This window comes from Streptomyces sp. KM273126 (assembly GCF_004337435.2).
Lineage (GTDB): Bacteria > Actinomycetota > Actinomycetes > Streptomycetales > Streptomycetaceae > Streptomyces > Streptomyces acidicola.
Window position 1 is genome coordinate 2,725,815 of record NZ_SJXB02000002.1, and the last position, 17,303, is coordinate 2,743,117.

The window sequence follows — 17,303 nt, forward strand, 5'->3', positions numbered from 1 at the left end:
GGAGCGTGGCCCGGGTCGTCGGCTTGGGTTTCCCGCTCGTGGAGTGTGCGGGCCGTGTCGAGACGTCGAGACCCCGGCTTCGTGTCGGTGGCCAATCCGGGATCCTCACGCACGGCCACACCAGCGATCAGCTGCCTGCGGAGAGGTCCCCGTCAAGGAGCCGTGCCGTGAGTTCCATGCACCGCGTCCGGGCCGCGGAGAAGCCGTAGGGCATCTTGGTTACCGCTTCGAAGGCACTCATCTGGGCGTCCTCCTCGTCGCTCGCCTCGGCGTCGTAGATCTCGAAGAGCTTCTCCTCGGCCGCGTCCAGTCCGGCCGCTTCAATGGCCTGGAGCAGGGCCGTGTGGTGGGCGCAGTGCTGCGCGGCGAGCTCCTCCACCTGCGGGTCGTGGGGGTCGACGGTGTCATCGAGGGCGGCGTCGGCCGCGTCGAGGCGGTCTGCCTCGGCCCGTAGGCCAGGATGGGTCGCCAGGGTGATGAACACGCTGGCCTGAATTGCGGCGCCCAGCGGCCCGAAGATCCGTTCCGTGACCAGCAGGGCGTCCAGGTCGGAGGGGCGCAGTGCGCCAGAAGGCAGGTGGCTGAGCCGGTCCGTGACCAACGGGGAGAGCAAGCCCAGTGGGCTGCCCACGACCCGCAGGCGCTGGACTGCCGCGCGCTGACGCTTGATGTCGGCCTCCTGGGCGGCCAGGGTCTCCTCCAGCCGGCCCAGGACGTCCTCAACGTCCCGGGCTTCGTCGAAGGCGGCCCGCATGTCGTCCAGGCTGATGCCGGCCTCGGACATCTTGCGGATCCATAGCAGGCGGATCATGTCGTCGTAGCCGTAGCGGCGGCGTCCGTCTCCGCCTCGTTCGGGCTCCGGCAGCAGACCGATCTGGTGGTAGTGACGAATGGCGCGCGGGGTGGTTCCGGCGAAGGCGGCGGCATCGCCGATCTTGACCTCGCGGGGAGGCGTGGCGGAGGGGTACATCGCAGACAGGGCCTTTCGTGCTGTGGTGCCCTCGACGACACCACATGCCGCTACGGCATGTGCAACTACACACCACCCGGACCCTGACGGGCTATCGGGCGGTCCCTCGCCATTGGTGTTCCGTCCCAGGACAGGCCCGGAATGGGTGGGGAGATCCGTCGAGCAGGTCTGATGGCACCCTGAGCAGGGGTTGCAGATTTTCAAGGAGCCCCATCAACCCAGCGCCACGACATACTCGGCGGGCTGATCACGAGTACCGCAACGCCGCCTGACAAGGATCGGCAAAACCGGCGATTGCCCAGGCCAGCGCGTATGAGGGACTTTTGGAACCCCACAGGCCGGCGGGCGGGACCGGTTACGGTGATCCGGACTCTGGTGTGGTGCCGTCCCCTGCTGTCATGATGAGCAGTTCGATCGACCATGCGAGATACGAACCGATTCGGGGAGGCGCCGTGCTGACCACGGCAGAGCAGGTCCGTGCACTCAAGGACGAGGACTTCCGGCTGGGGCTCGCGCAGGAACTCCAGTCCCACCCGGCCGGTGACCCGGCCAGCGAGGTCTACGTGTCCGCAGCGCAGGCGGCCAACACCTGCGAGTCGTACTCCAGCTGCGCGCAGATGTGTTCCTACTGACACACGTCACACAGGCCGCACCCCGCCCGGGGTGCGGCGTCCTGCGTAGGCACGTATCCGGGGGCCCTGCCGTGGTGGACACATCTCAGCCGTCCATGGACGCATCCCCGCTGCCCTTGGACACATCCCCGCTGCGCCTGGCCGCCGCCCGTGCCCTGCCGCTCAACCGCAGAGGCCGGGCTTCGGCCACCGATGCTTCCCTCGGCCCGCGCGCCGACCGTACACTGGCCCGCTGGCGGGCCCAGCGGCCCTTCGACCAGGACGGCTGGTTCGAACGCCGGCTGGCCGCCGACGCGTTGGACCCCCGCCTGCTGCGCGGGCTGCTGACCGAGCCCCCCGACGCGCTGGTCGGCCGGCTCGGCACGCCCGAACCCTGGTTGCGGCACTTGGCCGCAACCTTCGCATACCCCCCGCCCGCTGCGTTGGCCATCCCCTACCAAGACGCCTTCGCCACCGTGGCCGCCCCGCTGCTGGCCGCCGCCCGCGACAGGCTACGGCAGGGCATCGCGGACCTGGGGCCGACCCCGCTGGGTACCCCTGAGGAGATCACCGCCCACCTGGTGCCGTCCCTGACCGCCTCCGCACACGCGATGGCGGTACGCACCATGATCGTGGAGCTGCACGCCGCCCGGCTCACCGGCCAGTTGACCGGCGCCACGCCCCAGGACCGCTACCGCGACTTTCTGCGCCGTCTGGCCGACCCGGCCCAGGCGCTGCGGCTGCTGGCCGAATACCCGGTGCTGGCCCGTCGGCTGACGGTGGCCGCCGGCCAGTGGACCGACACCCACCTCACGCTTGTGCGCCGCCTGGCTGCCGACCTGCCTGCCCTCTCCCGCACCTTCGCCGCGGGCGCCCCGCTCGGCCCCCTCATCGAGATCCGCAACGGCCTGGGCGACGCCCACCGCGGCGGCGCCACGGTCACCGCCCTGCGTTTCCACGGCGGCACCCACCTCGTCTACAAGCCCCGCCCGACCGATGTCGACCAGCACTTCCAGGACCTGCTGCACTGGCTCAACCCGCGGCTGCGCCTGCCGCTGCTGGAGGTGGCCCACCTCCCCGGCGACGGCTACGGCTGGACGGCCCACGTGACGGCCCGGCCCTGTCGCACCCACACCGAGCTGCGCGCCTTCTACCACCGCGCCGGCGTCCTGGCAGCACTGCTGTACGCGCTGGAGGCCGTCGACTGCCACGCGCAGAACCTCATCGCCGTCGGCGACCAGCCCGTCCTGGTCGATCTGGAGGCACTGTTCCACCCCGACCTGCGCGAACCTGCCAAAAGCCTCTCCCCTTCCGAGCGCATGGCACGCCACGACGCCGCCCACTCGGTCCTGCGCTCGGGCCTGCTGCCCCAGCGCATGTGGGACGAGGACGGCAACGGCGGCGCCGATGTCTCGGCCCTGGGCTGGGATCCCGCCCGGCTGCCACCCCGCACCGTCCCCCAGGTCGCCGAGGACGGCACTGACCGAATGCACATCGTCTACCGGTCGATGGCCCTCAAGGCCGCCGCCAGCCGCCCCGTCCCACCCGACCAGCCGCTGCACCTGGCCGACTTCGCCGACGACCTGGACGCCGGGTTCACCGAGGCCTACACCCTCCTGGCCCGCGACAAGCCCCACGTACGCCGCCTGCTGCGGGCCTTCGCCACCGACCACACCCGGCTACTGCTCCGCGACACCCTCGAATACCGCAGCCTGCTCGCCGCCGCCCACCACCCCGACCTGCTGCGCGACGCCCTTGACCACGACCGCCACCTGGACCGGCTGTGGGCCCTGGCGGCCTGGGAGGACAGCGCCGAGGCATTCCTCGTCCACGAACGCGCCGACCTGTGGAACAACGACATCCCTCTGTTCACCGTGCGCCCCGACAGCGTCGATGCCCACGCCTCCACCGGCGCCCTCATCCCCGCAGTCACCGACCGGCCCGCACTCGACGCCGCGCTGGACAAACTCCATGCCCTCGGCCCCCACGACCTGGCCCGCCAGCGCCAGCTGCTGCGCCTGTCGGTGACCACCGCCGCCGGCGCGAGCGAACCGCACCACCCCCGGCCGCCCTCACCCTCCGCTCGCCCCCACCGCCCCGGACCCCGCCGCGCTCCTCACCCGCGCCCTGACCGCAGCCGCCCAGGCCGCCGACCACCTGCTGCACCAGGCGCACCACGGACCGGCCGACCTGGCCTGGATCGGCCCCAACTGGACCCCGCCAGGCCGATGGGCCCCAGCAGAACTCGGCCCGGACCTCTACAGCGGCACCGCCGGCATCACCTTCTTCCTCCACCACCTCGCCCGCCTCACCGGCGACGCGGCACACCAGACCGCCGCCCAGGCCGCCGGCGTCACCCTCCGCCTGCAGATCTGGCGCCGTGCCGACCGGCTCACCGGCGGCCTGACCGGCATCGGCGGCATCCTCTACGCCCTCGCCCACCTGACCGCCCACTGCCCCGACACCGAACTGGACGCCCTCGGCGCCACCCTCGTAGCCCGGGCGGCCGCCACCGCGGGGGACGACACCTCTTTCGACATCATCGACGGCTGCGCGGGCACCATCGCCGGACTGGCAGCCTGGGCCGCGGTACGCCCCGCCGCCGCCGTGACCGACGCCCTCGCACGCTGCGCCGACCGGCTCGTGGACCAGGCCAGGCTCCAGCCGGGCGGCGGGACCGGCTGGCTGCCTCAGTCGCTGGCCGATACGGCCGGACGCCCCCTGGCCGGATTCGCGCATGGCGCCTCGGGCATCGCCTGGGCGCTCACCCGGGCGGGGACCCTGCTCGGCGACGAGCGGCTGCCCACTCTCGCACGGGCCGCACTGGACTACGAGCACACGCTCTTCGACGCGGACGCCGCCAACTGGCGCGATGTGCGCCAGGACGGCTCACCGCACGGGCCGTCCTACCCCGTGCTGTGGTGCCACGGAGCCGCGGGTATCGCCCTGGCCCGCGGGGAACTGCGCGGCCAACTGGACCACCCGCGACTGCGGGAAGAACACACCGTGGCCCTGGCCACGGTGGCCCGCGTCGGCTTCGGGCACAACTTCTCCCTGTGCCACGGCGACCTGGGCAACCTGGAGGCGCTGCTGCTGGCGGGCGGAACAGCGCGGAACACGGCGCTGCGGCAGGTCGACGCGACCCTGGACGCCCTGGAGGAACGGGGCTGGGTGTGCGGCATGCCGGACGGAGTGCACAGCCCATCCCTGATGGTCGGCGTCGCCGGAATCGGCTACGGACTGCTGCGCCTGGCCGCCCCCGACACCACCCCTCCTTGCTGGCCCTCCACCCGCCCCTGCCCTGGTGATCAAGAGCAGACGCCAGACCGAACTGGCGGAGCGGGAACAAGCGGCGGCCGAAGAGGCCCGCGCCGTGGAGGAAGCCCGAAGGCGGGCGGAGGAGGAGGCCGAAGCCGATCGGAAAGCACGCCGGTTCCCCTTCCCCTTCCGCTCCTGACCCGCCGAACACCGGCAGACGTCGCAGCCCCGACGCCAGACCGTCACCGGTCTGTCCGCGGGGGCCGGACGACCGCCGCCCCGGCCCGCCCGCTGGAGAAATCCGAGGACACCGTGCCCGCCGAACGCCTAGGAAGCGGGGCCGGAGCCTTGACGGGCACGGCCCCGCTAATCCGACGGAGCGTCAGTCCGCCCAGACCTCGGCCTCGTCGGCCGGGACGGTGGTGGCCAGGCCCAGTTCCTTGCGGGCGGCGACCGACTTGTTCGGGTCGATGTCGGTGAACGCCGGGTCGTAGGCGATGTAGAACGCGTCGGCATCGGCGGCGTTCGCGGCCTTCTTCCAGTTCCCCGCCGCCTTCGTCAGCGTCGCGCGGAGCTTGCCGACCTCGGTGCCCTCGATGCCGTCCAGGCCCTTGACGTGTGCGTCGAGGGCGGCCGCGACGGCCTTGGCCTGCGCCTTGTAGCCGGCGAGGTCGTCCTCGACGGTGTCCTTCTCGGGCTGTTTTGCCCACAGGGCCTCGTAGACCGCGTTCGAACCCTTGAGGTACGTGTTCTGCTCGGGCCTGAGGGACTTCGCGGTGTCCAGCGAGCCGTTGAACGTGCCCTTCTCAGCGGTGTAGGTGCAGCTCACCGCGCGGTCACCCGTCGCCCAGCTCTCCTTGGTCGGGGTGTAGTAGAAGAGGGCGACGCCCTTTGGGAGCGCCCAGGTATCCGTGGCGTACTTCTGCGCCTCGGTCGGGCAGCGGTTGTCCGCGATCGTCGAGACCGCGTCGTCGCCCGGGTACTCCTTGCCCTTGTCGATCGCGAACTCGCCGACGACCTGGCCCTCGTGCGCCTCGTCGCAGGGCACGATCTCGACGGCGTACGCCGTCCCCTCGGCCTTGCCAGTCGGGTTGTAGCAGTCGCCGACGTTCAGCGAGAACACCGAGCGCTGGCGAGCCACCTTCTTTGTGCTGTCCTTGGCGCTGTCGACGGCATCGGAGAGGTCCGAGCATCCCACCGCGCCGATCGCGAGCAGGGCGGCAACGGCTGATATGCCGTGAAGAGAGCGATATGGGGCGCGGATTGTCATGACGTGCACATCCTCTTATCTGATCTTTATGTGGGTCGCGCGCATCGTATGCCATTCCTGTGGCCCGGTTGCGCGAAGGCCCTCACCTCATCGCGGCGTCTCTGACTCGCGACGGGCCGCGAGGGTTGTATCCGGACTGCTCGCAGGTGGGAGCCGGGAGGGCCCTGTGGCACTTCTGTGGAGCCGGGCGCTGTTGAGCGTGGAGGGACATGCAAGGGCGGGCGTACCGCGAAGGGCAGGTCCTCCAGCAGGACTTCTTCCAGCTGCGACACGAGCTCATCGCCGTGGCGCGGAAAGCCCTGGAGACCGATGAGCTGTAGAGCGACAACGGCCGCCCGAGCCCGCAGTCCTTTGGCTTGACCCGGTCGGCTCCGCTGCGATCTCTTCGTTTTGGGACGGTGGTTGTGAGAGACAGTTGGGATTGGGGGATTTGTTGCTGGTCGGGGGCCGTTTTTGGGGTGTTGGTTCACTGTCGTAGGGGTGAGAGACCGAGGTGGGTGACGCTGTCCTCGGGGGTTGTCTCATAAGGGGTGACGCTGTCTCAGTTTCGTGAGTTCTTATCCACTGGCCGGTGGGTTGTTGGTGTGCTCGGGGTGTGGTTCCAGAGGAGCAGCGCGGAGTGCCGGTGGAGTCGGGTGGGTTGCCTGCTGTGTCTGTTCGGGCGTTGCGTGCTCCGGCGGTGCGCACATCCGAAGTGGAACTGGCTACGCCGTTCCCGCGGTCGTCAACCTGGGCGCCGCGCCATACGGTCCGTTGATCACGCTGCCGCCGGACTTCAAGCACATCAGTCTGTTCCCCACCGCGGCACCCAGAACGGGGACACAGGCGACCGGACGGTCTCCTCCAACGCCAGCGGGACGCCGTCGGTGCGCTGGTGCAGCAGCCCGGCGAACTGCTCGGAGACCTCGTCCACGCCGAGGATCGACCGGACCAGCTCCCCGGTCTGCCACACATCCAACGGCTGGAGCTCGACCCTGGTCAGGGTCATGCCGACGGGTCGGCGGGATGTCAGCCGTCGCAGCAGCGACCCTTCGGGGACGTCGTGCGGACGATACGTCAGCACGATCGACATCCGCAGCTCACCGGATGCGCACACGGTGAGCAGCCATTCCAGCGTCGCTGCATCCGCCCAGTGCGCGTCCTCGACCACGAGCGTCGAGACACCGAGCCGCTCGAAGAGTTCTGTCATCGCGCGCAGCAGCCGGTGCCGGGTTTCCTTCGGGTACTCCAGCACTTCCAGTGCCGGCGGCAGTTCGCCGACCCACTCGGGAAACAACGGCCGTAACGCGCCAGCGAGCGGGCTCAGACCCAGGCCGGACGGCGTCGGACGCAGACGCCGCACCCCGTCCACGATCGGACCCAGCGGAAACGGCTCACGGACGGGCGGGCACGGCGCGAGCAGGACCGCGCGCTCCCCGAGAGCCCCGAGCACCTCGTGCAGCAGCCGGGACTTGCCGATACCGGGCTCACCCTCGATGAGCACCAGCGGCGGTCCGGACCGCAACGCCCCCGTCACCCCGGCAAGGGCATCGTCCCGTCCGACGAGGACGGGAGTCACCGCCGCAGCCATGGCAGCAGGGGACGGATCGCCGCATTCCTCGCCGTTTCCGGGTCCCGAGTCCTCACAGCGCCATCCCATGCGAGTCACCACCCCGGCCCAGGCTCCTCTCGGTCATGCACACCGACGCACAACCACCCGCCGCCGACAGGAGGTTAAGTGACGTCGCGTAACGCTGTGAAGGTCACCTGAGGTGCACAGGCCAATGCGAGGCTACGTCCGTAGCTGGGGACGAGGACGGCAACGCCATCGGCGGCATCTCCAGCGGCCGTGTCGAGGGCACGGGGGACGAGCTGTGCCGTGGGCCAGGGCGAGTTCGGGACGGGGCCGGGGCAGGCAGGTGCGATCCAGCCGCCGGGTTTCACGGGCAAGCGGCCGGTCAGGCAGGCGGCGCGGATCCCGCAGTGCCGGCACCGATGATCGCAGAGAGCCCCGTCCTCGGCGTCACCCCGGACGTTCCGGGATTCGACGTCGCCAGCGTCGCGCCCCGCCCCGGCGGCCTGAGAAGGATCACGGGCCGCGCGCCTACCCCGCACGGTGCTCTCGCGCTCACGGTCGAGGACGGCCTGGTGGAGGTCACGAGCCCGGTGCCCGTGGCATTCGCTGGACGGTGAACGACATCTCTCTCCGCCCGGCGACCATCACCTGCGACTGGAAGACGCCTCGGCGGCGGTCTCCTAGCGGCGCCGCTGTGACCCTGGGGCAGGCCGTCAAGCGCGCTATGGAACAAAAACGCGTGCGCAAGAACGTCAGGTCCGCAGAAGATCCGCCTTTCCGGGTGGACCTGGACGCTGGCACTGTGCACATTCGCCGCACTGGTCACGACGGGCAAGACCAGGCGCCTTCGCCTTGACGCCTCCTGAGCAGACAAATGCGGCTCCCGCCGAGGAAGGGCTTGGTGGTGCGACGTCAGCCGGAGGCGTCTTGTGCCGCGGCCCGGGCCTGGGCAAGGGCCCGGCGGTAGGATTCGGTGCCGGTCTGGATGAGGTTGCCGCCGAAGGTGAGCCGGTCAACGATGGCCGCGCAGGGCCGGGGGTCGGTGAAGGTTTTGGTTCAGCCACTGAAACTCTCGTTCGAGGCGATGGCGACGCTGTTCTTCTCCTCGCGCTCGGTCAGCACCTGGAACAGCAGCTCAGCGCCCCTGCAGGCCAGCTCCATATAGCCCAGCTCATCCGGCTGGCGTGAGCGCGGTCAGCGCTGCGCGGTAGGCATCCTCCCGCTGCGCGCCTTCGAGGACCGTCCCGTCATCGAAGCGGACATACGGCACAGAGTCGACATGGACGCCAACCGCGCGGACACGGCCAAGTTCTGCGCGCAACTCGGCCGCGTCGGCGGTGCCGTAGGTGTCGGCAGTTGCCACCACACCGGCCTCGGCGGACAGCCGGGCCAAGGTGGTGCGGTCGGAGATCAGCAGCCCGTCGGTGAAGTACGCCCGGAACAGCCGCTCCGCCATCCGCTCGCCGAGCCCCTGCCCGGCCGCGCGGGCGACCAGCCGGTGAGCCTCGAAGGTGTTGGTGAACAAGGCAAGTTGGAAGCGGAGCTCCAAGCCGTCCGCCACGCCGAACGAGGTGTCCGACGCGACCCGCCGTACGAACGCCTCGCCCCGGGTCCGCCTCCACACCTCGAACAGCGGCTCACCGGCGGACGGCGCCTCGGGCTCGGCCTGGAAGGGACGAATGACTATGTCGACCCCGCCGCCTCCGTCGGCGTGGTGGTGGCGGGCGGCCCGGGTGAGGCGGGTGAAGCCGAGATAGCAACGGACGCAGGCAAGGTCCAGGGCGATCTCAGCACGGCGTACTTGGCTGGGCATTGTTGGTCCTTTCGGGGTGGTCACCAGGGGAGCGGGCCGGCGCCCGAGAAGTAGCCGCCGGTGGGGCCGTCGGGTCCGGCGGTGGCCATGAGCACGATGATTTCGGCGCCCTCGGCGACCGTCCGGTTTCCGGCGTGGCCGTTGAAGTCGGTCGCGGTCAGGCCGGGGTCGACGGCGTTGATCCTGATGTGCGGGAGGGCGCGGGCGTACTGCACGGTGACCATGTTCAGCGCGGCTTTGGAGGAGCCGTACGACAGCGCCGGGAGCCACACGGGTACGGACGAGGCGTGGGCGGGCGGGTCGGCGGCGACGGCCAGTGACCCCAGCCCGCTGCTGACGTTCACGACGACGGGCGCCTCGCCCGCCTCGAGCAGCGGCAAGAAGGTGTGGGTGACCCGTACGGCGCCGAAGACATTGGTGTCGTAGACCTTCAGCAGGTCATCGGCGGTGGCCTCCGCGGCGGAGGTGGCGGGGCCGCTGATTCCGGCGTTGTTGACCAGCACGTCGAGGCGGCCCGCCTCCTCCTGGACGAGCTTCGCGGCGGCCCGTACTGAATCCTCACTGGTCACGTCAAGCCGCAGCGGGCGGGCCCCGATCCGCCGCGCGGCCTCCTCGCCACGCCGGGCGTCCCGCGCCCCGAGATAGACGGTGTGCCCGGCCTCTGCCAGCCGCCGGGCGGTCTCCAGGCCGAGCCCTCTGGTGGCACCGGTGATGAGTGTGGTTCGCATGCCGTCAGTGTCGGAGCCGCGTGCAGGCGCAGGGAGTGCAAAGCTCTTCCTGGTAAAAGCGGTACCAGGTTGGGAGCGTGATGCCCGCCGCCCTGGCCGGATACTGAACCCATGCGTGATACGGGGAACGAAGACGGGAACAACGGACGCCCCGGCGACGGCGCGGCCGTCGACCTCGCCGGCGCGCTGCGCCGCTGGCGCGACCGGCTGGACCCGGCGACGGTCGGCCTGCCGGCCGGACGCGTGCGCCGCGCGCCGGGGCTGCGGCGCCAGGAACTGGCCCAGCTGGCCGGGATGTCCATCGACTACGTCATCCGTCTCGAGCAAGGCCGCGCGAGCTCCCCGTCCCCCCAGATCCTCACTGCCCTCGCCCGGGCCCTGCGGCTGTCGGAACCGGAACGCCGCCACCTGTTCCTTCTCGCAGGCCGACCCGCGTCCACCACCGACCGCATCTCGTCCCACCTCACCCCCGGCGTCCAGCGCATGCTCGACCAGATGCGGGCCACCCCGGTCGGGGTGTACGACGCGGCGTGGACCCTGATCGCCTGGAACCAGATGTACGCCGCGCTGCACGGCGACCCCTCCGGGCACACGGAGCGCGAGCGCAACGTCCTGTGGCGCCACTTCACCGGACGTCGCGACCGCGTGACCCACACCCGCGAACAACAAGCCCGCTTCGAAACCGCCACCGTCGCCGACCTACGCTCCGCGACCGCCCATTACCCCGCCGACCGGCCCCTGCGCACCCTGATCGCCGACCTCCGCAGCGCCAGCGACCACTTTGCCCGGCTCTGGGACTCCCAAGCGGTAGGCACCCACACCATGGACACCAAGACCGTCCACCACCCCGACGTCGGCCCGCTCGTCCTCGACTGCGACGTCCTCAACGCGCCCGGCAGCGACCTCCACGTAGTCATCCACACCGCCGCCCCGGGCACCGACGCCGCGGACAAGCTGAGCCTGCTCGCGGTTGTCGGCACACAGGCGATGACGGACCCCGGTAGTGGTCCCTTCACCGGAATTGGGTGATCCGGCGGTGGAATCGCCAAACGACTCGTCATCGCCTCCGGCACGAAAAAGGGCCAGCACCCCTCGCCCGCCACCGTCATGCGAATGCTGCGCGAACACGACGAGCAGGCCGCTATGGCGGTGAGTGCGTGACTACCTCGCTACTTTGCGGCTGGTGTCTGAGCTAGATGATCAATTCCAAGGGGTCAGTGATCGTACGACGTGAGTGAGCGGAGGGTGTATGTCCGGTGCGGTCGTTGTGCCAGATCGCGGCGGTCAGCGCGAGTGTTCGCTGCATGACGCGGGCGACGACACCAGGGCGGTTTCAAGTTCCGTGGTTGGGGGGCTGGTTGACGGTTCGTGATGGTGAGGGTGGGGAGCAGTGTAGGCGCGGGGTTCGTGATCATTGTGGTGTCTAAGGGGCGTGTGGGAGACTTTCACTTACGAGGTGCCTTGCTGTGAGCGGCGGATGGAAGCGTAGGAACTCCCATTCTCGCAGGTCAGCGGGTACCTCTTCTCATTTCGCCGTCCACAGGCCGACCGCTACGCGGTGGATCCAGGCTGAACAGCTGCCGCAGTGGCGCGATTCTTCCCATCCCGTTTGGCGCTGATCGTCGCGATGACAGCTCCGTCGCCGACTGGGAGCGACATGTCGACGAGCAACGCCCCTGCCATCGGGCAGGGCATTGCTCGAGATGGTCTGTTTCAGGATGCCTTTTGGTCGGCGGGCTTCTCGATCTCGGTGGTCACCCGTGCCCCTCGAAAGAGCACCGGGAGCCACAGGAGACATGCCAGCAGGGGGACCGCGGCGTAGGTGGCCATGCCCACACTGGAGCCCAGCCCGTCCATGAGCGCGCCGAGGACGAGATAGCCGATGCCGATGAGCGCCGACTCCACGAATGCGATCATCGACAGCAGGCTCGCCCGGTGGCGCGACGGCACTGCCTCGTTGAACACGTTGTCCACGATCACGGCGGTGATCTCGGGAATCCCGACCAGGACCAGGAACGCGGCGATGGTGACCCAGACAAGGCCGAGGCCGCTCAGGCCGAGCGCCACGGCGAGCGTCAGGAGAGACACCGGGACGATGGCTTGATACCCGATGCGCCGGTCCGCGCGGTCCGAGAGCAGCGGAGTGAGCCCGCCAGCGAAGAATCCCGCCGCTATGACCACGCTGACCAATGCGGTGCCCGCTCCCTGATCGGAGAGGGTCTTCTGCGTAAAAATGATGTACGGCGTCAAAGTCGCGTGCATCAATCCGGACACCACGACAAGCGTCACGAGCGCCGGCGTGGCGACCCGAAGCATCGCTCGCCATGCCGTGGCGTCGCCGTGCTCCTCCTCGGCTCCGTCCTGCTCGTCCACCGCGTCCGCGCCGCGGATCTCGGGCACCCGTGACATCAGCACCACCACGGCCAGGGCGAGGCACGCCGCCGAACCGACGTAGACGACTCCCCAGGAAATCTGCTGCAGTTGGCCGCCGAGGACGATGGCGGCTCCCGAGGTGACCGTCCCGAGCATGGTGAACCGGGACTTGATCTTGACGTAGCTGGCCGTTGCGCCACGACGCACGAGCAGGTCGTACAGCAGAGCGGTGTCCGAGCCGGACACACATGCCATGCCCACGCCCTGGCCGATGAACAGCGCCAGGAACACCCAGTAGTTCGAGGACGCCACCTGACCGAGCAGGCATCCAGCTATCAGCACCTGGCCGATCACGATGCTGGCACGCCTGCCGATTCGGTCGGCGATGACTCCCGTCGGCAACTCCGCAAGTCCGCTGACCAGGTAGAGCAGTGTCTGCAGTAGGGCCACTTGCCCAGCGGAGAAGCCTCGCTGCTGAAGGAAGAGGACGAATACGCCACGCTGGAACAGCGAGTTGGCGAGCACGGCGTATACGTAGAACGGGCGCGTGGCACTTCGTGCTGCATCGTCGACCGCAGCCGACCCGCCAAGGGCCTCCGTGGCGCCGGTCATGCTGCGGGCCCCCCTGGTGACTCCGGTGACCATTAGTGTCGGGCCTCCGCCGCCGACCGGAACCTCCAGTCCATACTTCGCGCAGGACATTGGGTCGGCGTCTAAGCCCGATGATCATGAGAGTGTCCGTGCCTGCTGTTGCATCTTCCCCTATCCCTGCCGTGCTGGAGAACCTGGGTCCGCTGGACGAGGGCCGGGGCGCTGACCTGCGCGTTCATCTCGGGGCGGTTCCGGATCCGCGATCATGGCGCGGGCAGTGGTACCCGCTGACAGCGATCTTGCTGATGTGCGCCTGCGCGGCGGTCTCCGGCGCCAGAAGCATCGAGGAGGTCGCCGAGTTCGGTCAGCGGGCCTGCCGGAGCGTGCTGGCGGCCCTCGGGGTGCGCCGGCATCTGCTGGGCTGGCGCCGCCCGCCGTCGGCGGCGACCATCGGACGCGTCCTCGCTGCCCTCGACGGTGACGCCCTCAACGGGCGGTCAGCGCCTACCTCGCCGGTCAGCATCGGGCCGCCGAGTCCGCGGCGACCGGCCCTTCGCATCGGGTCATCGCCGTGGACGGCAGGACCCTCTCGGAATCCCCAACACCCTGACCAATCACGGAGCTTGAAACCGCCCTGCGCGCACAGTGGAGCGGATGGCCCGACGGGCCGGCGCGGGCAGCACCAGGGCGTTCCGTCTACTTTCCCAGGCCACGCCTGGCGAGTTCGGTGAGCAGTGGGCGGATGACCGGTGAGACGTCGGGTTCGGTCACTTCCACGGCCTGGTCACCGGATGGCCAGTGGATGGTCAGCCGGTAGCGGGGAACTGCGCTCTTGGCCCTGCCCGCCGTCACCGGCGGTGCTGAGCGGAGTACTTCGAGGGCATGCTGGACCTCGGCCGCCTGCTCCGCCGGGAGTTGCTCAGTGTCCAGGTAGGAAGTGGTGCGCAGGCCCGTGTAGCCCCCGCTGCGCTCCAGCGACACGCGCACCACGTTTCTCTGCCTTCCGCTTCCGCGCCTGTCTGTCTACCAGAAGCCCTGCTGGCGCGCGGCCGCGCGGACCACCTGGGCAGCCTCCGGGGGCACCTGCTTGTTCTCGGCCAGGATGCGGGCCTGCGTCGCGGCCACGACGGCCGCATCGCTGAACACCGCGGTCGGCCACAGGTTCTGGAGCGTCTGGTACATGATCAGAGCTCCTGTCTCGATGCCGACCTCTTTGCAGATCAGGTAGAACCAGCGGTTCGTGATCCCCGACATGATGTGCGGATCGGCTGGCTCGTAGTACCCGCTCATGTCCCGCGGTTGCGGGTCGCGGCCCAGGACCGGGTTGTCATAGGCGGTCCCGGGTTCTGCCATGTTGCGAAGCGCCTCGCCGTACAGGTCATCGGCCATGATGTCCTCGCCGATGAGCCAGTTGTGGGTGTCCGCGTCGTGATGGTTGAATCGGGCGTCGATGGCGGACCCCATCATGTCGCTGAACGACTCGTTGAGTGCGCCGGTCTGGTCGGAAGTGTAGTTCAGCCCCGCAGTGAACTGGGTGACGCCGTGCGTGAGTTCGTGACCGGGGACGTCGACGTCTGTGGTGAGGTCCTTGAAGATCACGCCGTCGCCGTTCCCGAAGACCATGATCAACGCGCTGGGGTCCCAGAACGCATTGTCGAACTGCTGGCCGTAGTTGACGTTGGCGACCAGGTTGAGGCCGGCGTTGTCGATCGAATTGCGGCCGAGCACGTTCTTGTAGAAGTCCCGTACGGCGCCCAGGTAGTCGTACGCTTGGTTGGCGTTCTCCTCGGCCACTGCGGGGTCGCCCTCGCCTCGGACCAGCTGGACGTTGTAGCTCCACAGGTTCTGGTCGTCGTAGATGAGACGTCCCGCGGATCCGGGCGGGGGCAAGGTCAGCGTATTTGGGATGTTCCGCGGCACCTCCTGAACGGGCGGCGTGCCCGGGACTTCAGGGGCCACGTTCTGTCGGATCCTGCGGAATTGTGCGGACACCACAGCCGAACGCTGGGCGGCCGTGGGCTCAAGGCCTTCGCGGGCCTGCGCCTGGGCGATGTGGTCCAGTATGTGCGGTGGAATGAACGCGCAGCGGTGCATCATGATGTGTCCTCGATGCGAGGTCGAATGCGTCCGGGCGACTTCCGGCGGCGGGCAGAAGGCCTCCGCCGACCGTCTCGGGCAAGCCGAGTTCGTCAAGGACCAGGCGATGGAGCTTCGCCCACACCCGGGCCTTCGACCACTCCGCAAAGCGCCGATGAGCTGTCGCTCCCGACGGACCGAACGGCGCCGTCGGCAACTGCTGCCATGTGCAGCCCGACGTTGCGACGAACACAATCGCGGCCAGCACTTCCCGGTCGCCATGCCGACGCCGGCCACCGCCCTGAGGCCGAACTGGCGCCTCTGGCACCACTCGCTGGAACAACTCCCACAGCTCGTCCGGCACCAGCCGCTCAACAATTCCCACACAGGCAGGCTACCCAACCCGCCAAATGAGATTTCCTCTAAACCGAATGTCGATCGCCCGGATCGCCGCCGGGCTCGGGGTGTCCTGGCACACCGCCAACGACGCCGTCTTCGCTATCGGCCAGCAGTTGCTGATCGCCGACCCGACCCGCTTCGACGGTGTCCAAGTCCTGGGCGTAGATGAGCACGCGTGGCGCCACACCCGCCGCGGGGACACGTTCGTCACCGTCATCATCGATCTCACCCCGGTCCGCGACGGCACCGGACCGTCGAGACTGCTGGACATGGTCGAAGGCCGATCCAAGCAGGTGTTCAAAACCTGGCTCAAGGCCCAGACACCAGCGTTCCACGACGGGATCAAGATCGTGGCCATGGAGGCTTCACCGGCTTCAAGACCGCCGGGGCACCGCGGCCGGGTCGGTGATCCGCTCTACGGCATCCGCAGAGTGCTGCGCACCGGCGTCGGCCTGCTCGCCGACCGCCAACACGCCCGACTCGTCAGTGTATTCACTGCTGATGAGCACGCTGCGGTCGAGGCGACCTGGGGTGCCTACCAGCGCATCGTGTCCGCCTACCGGCAACCCGACCGCCGCGCCGGCAAGACCGAACTCGCCGCCGTCATCAAGACGATCAGCCACGGCGTCCCGGCCGGACTGAGTCGACTCGGCAGAACACTGAAACAGCGCGCCGCTGACGTGCTGGCCTACTTCGATCGACCCGGCACGTCCAACAGTCCGACCGAGGCCATCAACGGCCGACTCGAACACCTGCGCGACACCGCCCTCGGCTTCCGCAACCTGACCAACTACATTACGCGCAGGCTGCTTGACACCGGCGGCTTCAGACCCCGGCTGCACCCTCTACTGCGATGAGCCGTCAAACTCTCCACACTCAGCACGTTACTCAGCGTGGCCGCATCACGGAAAGCGAGCCAGAACCTGAGAACAGACAGCGGATGTTCACCACTTCGGGAGGTAGTGGAGCTCGGTCCTGTTCGACTCTCTACAGCTGCTGCAGATAGGGGTGCGATGAGTGGCTGATGCCGCGCTCGCCGGTCAATATCGAGGGGCAGTACTGCTGACGACTTCCGCCAGCGCGTCAGCGACCTCGGGGGTCAGACGGTAGAACCCCTGGAGGCTGATCGATCTTTCGAGGCGACCATCCACCACGTGCTTCAGACGGCGAGTCTGCCCTCGCCGGTTGCGCCAGGTAAGTCTGGTAAGCAGTTCACCGGAGACGGTTACGTCGAAGCGTACGGGCGTCGCGTCCACGTGCACCGCCTGACCCCCGCAGCCGCCAGCGCCGAGCATGGACCAGTCGTCATGCCCGGGATACGCAGGGTCCTCCCAGGTGGCGGGGGCTATGCCGCAGCAGTCGCGACGCTCCACGTCGATCACTCGCATCTGACTCACCACGAACATTTCGTGTTGCTCGACGTGCAGCGCGTACACCTCGTCCCCAGCACGAGCACCCGACCACGCGGGCAAGGAGGAGTGAGCGCCGCTGAAGGCGACCGGCGGTCGCTCGCCCACGCGCCCTGCCTTGCGCAGCGCACGGCACGTGTCATGGGTCCACAAGACGGTGAAGGCATCAGACATGCCGTGATCCTACGAACAGGGACTGACAGCCTCCTGCGGGAGACAACGCTCGGGGGCGTTCCCTGAGACTGTCATG

14 protein-coding genes and 5 pseudogenes are annotated in these 17,303 nt (G+C 69.0%); 8 read left to right on the top strand and 11 right to left on the bottom strand.

Going from position 1 to position 17,303, the window contains the following annotated elements:
• Positions 1–127: 127 nt before the first annotated feature.
• The gene (locus E0500_RS42770; RefSeq protein WP_131560450.1) at positions 128–970 is read right to left on the bottom strand and encodes a MerR family transcriptional regulator; all 843 of its coding nucleotides are present in this window, start codon (positions 968–970) and stop codon (positions 128–130) included.
• 452 nt (positions 971–1,422) lie between these two features.
• Between E0500_RS42770 and E0500_RS42775 the strand changes: the two genes are divergently transcribed.
• The 4 genes and pseudogenes from E0500_RS42775 (at position 1,423) to E0500_RS42785 (ending at position 5,038) form a co-directional block, all read left to right on the top strand.
• Positions 1,423–1,602: a hypothetical protein gene (locus E0500_RS42775; RefSeq protein ID WP_131560448.1), complete on the top strand. Its 180-nt coding sequence runs from the start codon at positions 1,423–1,425 to the stop codon at positions 1,600–1,602.
• Positions 1,603–1,697: 95 nt separating this feature from the next.
• Positions 1,698–3,641 (top strand): annotated as a pseudogene (lanM, locus tag E0500_RS45695) (type 2 lanthipeptide synthetase LanM); the annotation flags it as partial.
• A 100-nt stretch (positions 3,642–3,741) separates the two neighbouring features.
• A pseudogene (locus E0500_RS45700) lies at positions 3,742–4,809 on the top strand (lanthionine synthetase LanC family protein); the annotation flags it as partial.
• Between the two features lie 76 nt (positions 4,810–4,885).
• Entirely contained in the window at positions 4,886–5,038 is a 153-nt protein-coding gene (locus E0500_RS42785) for a hypothetical protein (RefSeq protein WP_181587439.1), read from the top strand.
• A 183-nt stretch (positions 5,039–5,221) separates the two neighbouring features.
• On the opposite strand, the gene E0500_RS42790 is transcribed toward E0500_RS42785, so the two are convergent.
• Positions 5,222–6,109, bottom strand: coding sequence for a septum formation family protein (locus E0500_RS42790; RefSeq protein WP_131565693.1), 888 nt, complete (start codon positions 6,107–6,109; stop codon positions 5,222–5,224).
• A 784-nt stretch (positions 6,110–6,893) separates the two neighbouring features.
• Positions 6,894–7,679 (bottom strand): AAA family ATPase, encoded by a 786-nt coding sequence (locus tag E0500_RS42795; RefSeq protein ID WP_165935064.1) that lies wholly within the window; start codon positions 7,677–7,679, stop codon positions 6,894–6,896.
• A gap of 404 nt (positions 7,680–8,083) precedes the next feature.
• On the opposite strand from E0500_RS42795, the gene E0500_RS42800 reads away from it, so the two are divergent.
• Entirely contained in the window at positions 8,084–8,281 is a 198-nt protein-coding gene (locus E0500_RS42800; RefSeq protein ID WP_131565697.1) for a hypothetical protein, read from the top strand.
• Between the two features lie 295 nt (positions 8,282–8,576).
• Here the strand turns inward: E0500_RS42800 and E0500_RS42805 are convergent.
• From E0500_RS42805 to E0500_RS42815, 3 genes and pseudogenes are all read right to left on the bottom strand, one after another.
• Positions 8,577–8,840 (bottom strand): annotated as a pseudogene (locus tag E0500_RS42805) (ATP-binding protein); the annotation flags it as partial.
• Entirely contained in the window at positions 8,836–9,477 is a 642-nt protein-coding gene (locus E0500_RS42810; protein ID WP_131565699.1) for a DsbA family protein, read from the bottom strand. The gene E0500_RS42810 and the pseudogene E0500_RS42805, both read right to left, overlap by 5 nt.
• Before the next feature lie 20 nt (positions 9,478–9,497).
• On the bottom strand, positions 9,498–10,205 hold the full coding sequence (locus E0500_RS42815; RefSeq protein WP_131565701.1) for an SDR family oxidoreductase: 708 nt from the start codon (positions 10,203–10,205) through the stop codon (positions 9,498–9,500).
• Positions 10,206–10,316: 111 nt separating this feature from the next.
• Between E0500_RS42815 and E0500_RS42820 the strand changes: the two genes are divergently transcribed.
• The gene (locus E0500_RS42820) at positions 10,317–11,234 is read left to right on the top strand and encodes a helix-turn-helix transcriptional regulator (RefSeq protein WP_131565703.1); all 918 of its coding nucleotides are present in this window, start codon (positions 10,317–10,319) and stop codon (positions 11,232–11,234) included.
• Between the two features lie 684 nt (positions 11,235–11,918).
• Here E0500_RS42820 and E0500_RS42825 read toward each other — a convergent pair.
• Positions 11,919–13,190: an MFS transporter gene (locus tag E0500_RS42825; protein WP_181587441.1), complete on the bottom strand. Its 1,272-nt coding sequence runs from the start codon at positions 13,188–13,190 to the stop codon at positions 11,919–11,921.
• A 116-nt stretch (positions 13,191–13,306) separates the two neighbouring features.
• Here E0500_RS42825 and E0500_RS43390 point away from each other — a divergent pair, with 116 nt between their 5' ends.
• Positions 13,307–13,900, top strand: a complete 594-nt coding sequence (locus tag E0500_RS43390) for a transposase family protein (RefSeq protein WP_258573816.1) — start codon at positions 13,307–13,309, stop codon at positions 13,898–13,900.
• On the opposite strand, the gene E0500_RS42835 is transcribed toward E0500_RS43390, so the two are convergent.
• The 3 genes and pseudogenes from E0500_RS42835 to E0500_RS42845 form a co-directional block, all read right to left on the bottom strand.
• Positions 13,866–14,159 (bottom strand): protealysin inhibitor emfourin, encoded by a 294-nt coding sequence (locus E0500_RS42835; RefSeq protein ID WP_131565705.1) that lies wholly within the window; start codon positions 14,157–14,159, stop codon positions 13,866–13,868. The two genes, E0500_RS43390 and E0500_RS42835, sit on opposite strands and share 35 nt — an antisense overlap.
• Before the next feature lie 33 nt (positions 14,160–14,192).
• Positions 14,193–15,266 (bottom strand): M4 family metallopeptidase, encoded by a 1,074-nt coding sequence (locus tag E0500_RS42840; protein ID WP_131565707.1) that lies wholly within the window; start codon positions 15,264–15,266, stop codon positions 14,193–14,195.
• Between the two features lie 82 nt (positions 15,267–15,348).
• Positions 15,349–15,630, bottom strand: a pseudogene (locus E0500_RS42845) (transposase); the annotation flags it as partial.
• On the opposite strand from E0500_RS42845, the pseudogene E0500_RS42850 reads away from it, so the two are divergent.
• A pseudogene (locus E0500_RS42850) lies at positions 15,581–16,501 on the top strand (transposase); the annotation flags it as partial. The pseudogenes E0500_RS42845 and E0500_RS42850 overlap by 50 nt on opposite strands.
• A 183-nt stretch (positions 16,502–16,684) precedes the next feature.
• On the opposite strand, the gene E0500_RS42855 reads toward E0500_RS42850, so the two are convergent.
• Positions 16,685–17,227 carry a hypothetical protein gene (locus tag E0500_RS42855; protein WP_131565709.1) on the bottom strand — a complete coding sequence of 181 codons (543 nt, stop codon included), beginning with the start codon at positions 17,225–17,227 and terminating at the stop codon, positions 16,685–16,687.
• Positions 17,228–17,303: the final 76 nt, after the last annotated feature.

Coding starts and splice junctions, on each gene's coding strand:
- E0500_RS42770 (WP_131560450.1), bottom strand. CDS start 970: ATGTACCCCTCCGCCACGCCTCCCCGCGAGGTCAAGATCGGCGATGCC.
- E0500_RS42790 (WP_131565693.1), bottom strand. CDS start 6,109: ATGACAATCCGCGCCCCATATCGCTCTCTTCACGGCATATCAGCCGTT.
- E0500_RS42795 (WP_165935064.1), bottom strand. CDS start 7,679: ATGGCTGCGGCGGTGACTCCCGTCCTCGTCGGACGGGACGATGCCCTT.
- E0500_RS42800 (WP_131565697.1), top strand. CDS start 8,084: ATGATCGCAGAGAGCCCCGTCCTCGGCGTCACCCCGGACGTTCCGGGA.
- E0500_RS42810 (WP_131565699.1), bottom strand. CDS start 9,477: ATGCCCAGCCAAGTACGCCGTGCTGAGATCGCCCTGGACCTTGCCTGC.
- E0500_RS42815 (WP_131565701.1), bottom strand. CDS start 10,205: ATGCGAACCACACTCATCACCGGTGCCACCAGAGGGCTCGGCCTGGAG.
- E0500_RS42820 (WP_131565703.1), top strand. CDS start 10,317: ATGCGTGATACGGGGAACGAAGACGGGAACAACGGACGCCCCGGCGAC.
- E0500_RS42825 (WP_181587441.1), bottom strand. CDS start 13,190: ATGACCGGCGCCACGGAGGCCCTTGGCGGGTCGGCTGCGGTCGACGAT.
- E0500_RS43390 (WP_258573816.1), top strand. CDS start 13,307: ATGAGAGTGTCCGTGCCTGCTGTTGCATCTTCCCCTATCCCTGCCGTG.
- E0500_RS42840 (WP_131565707.1), bottom strand. CDS start 15,266: ATGATGCACCGCTGCGCGTTCATTCCACCGCACATACTGGACCACATC.
- E0500_RS42855 (WP_131565709.1), bottom strand. CDS start 17,227: ATGTCTGATGCCTTCACCGTCTTGTGGACCCATGACACGTGCCGTGCG.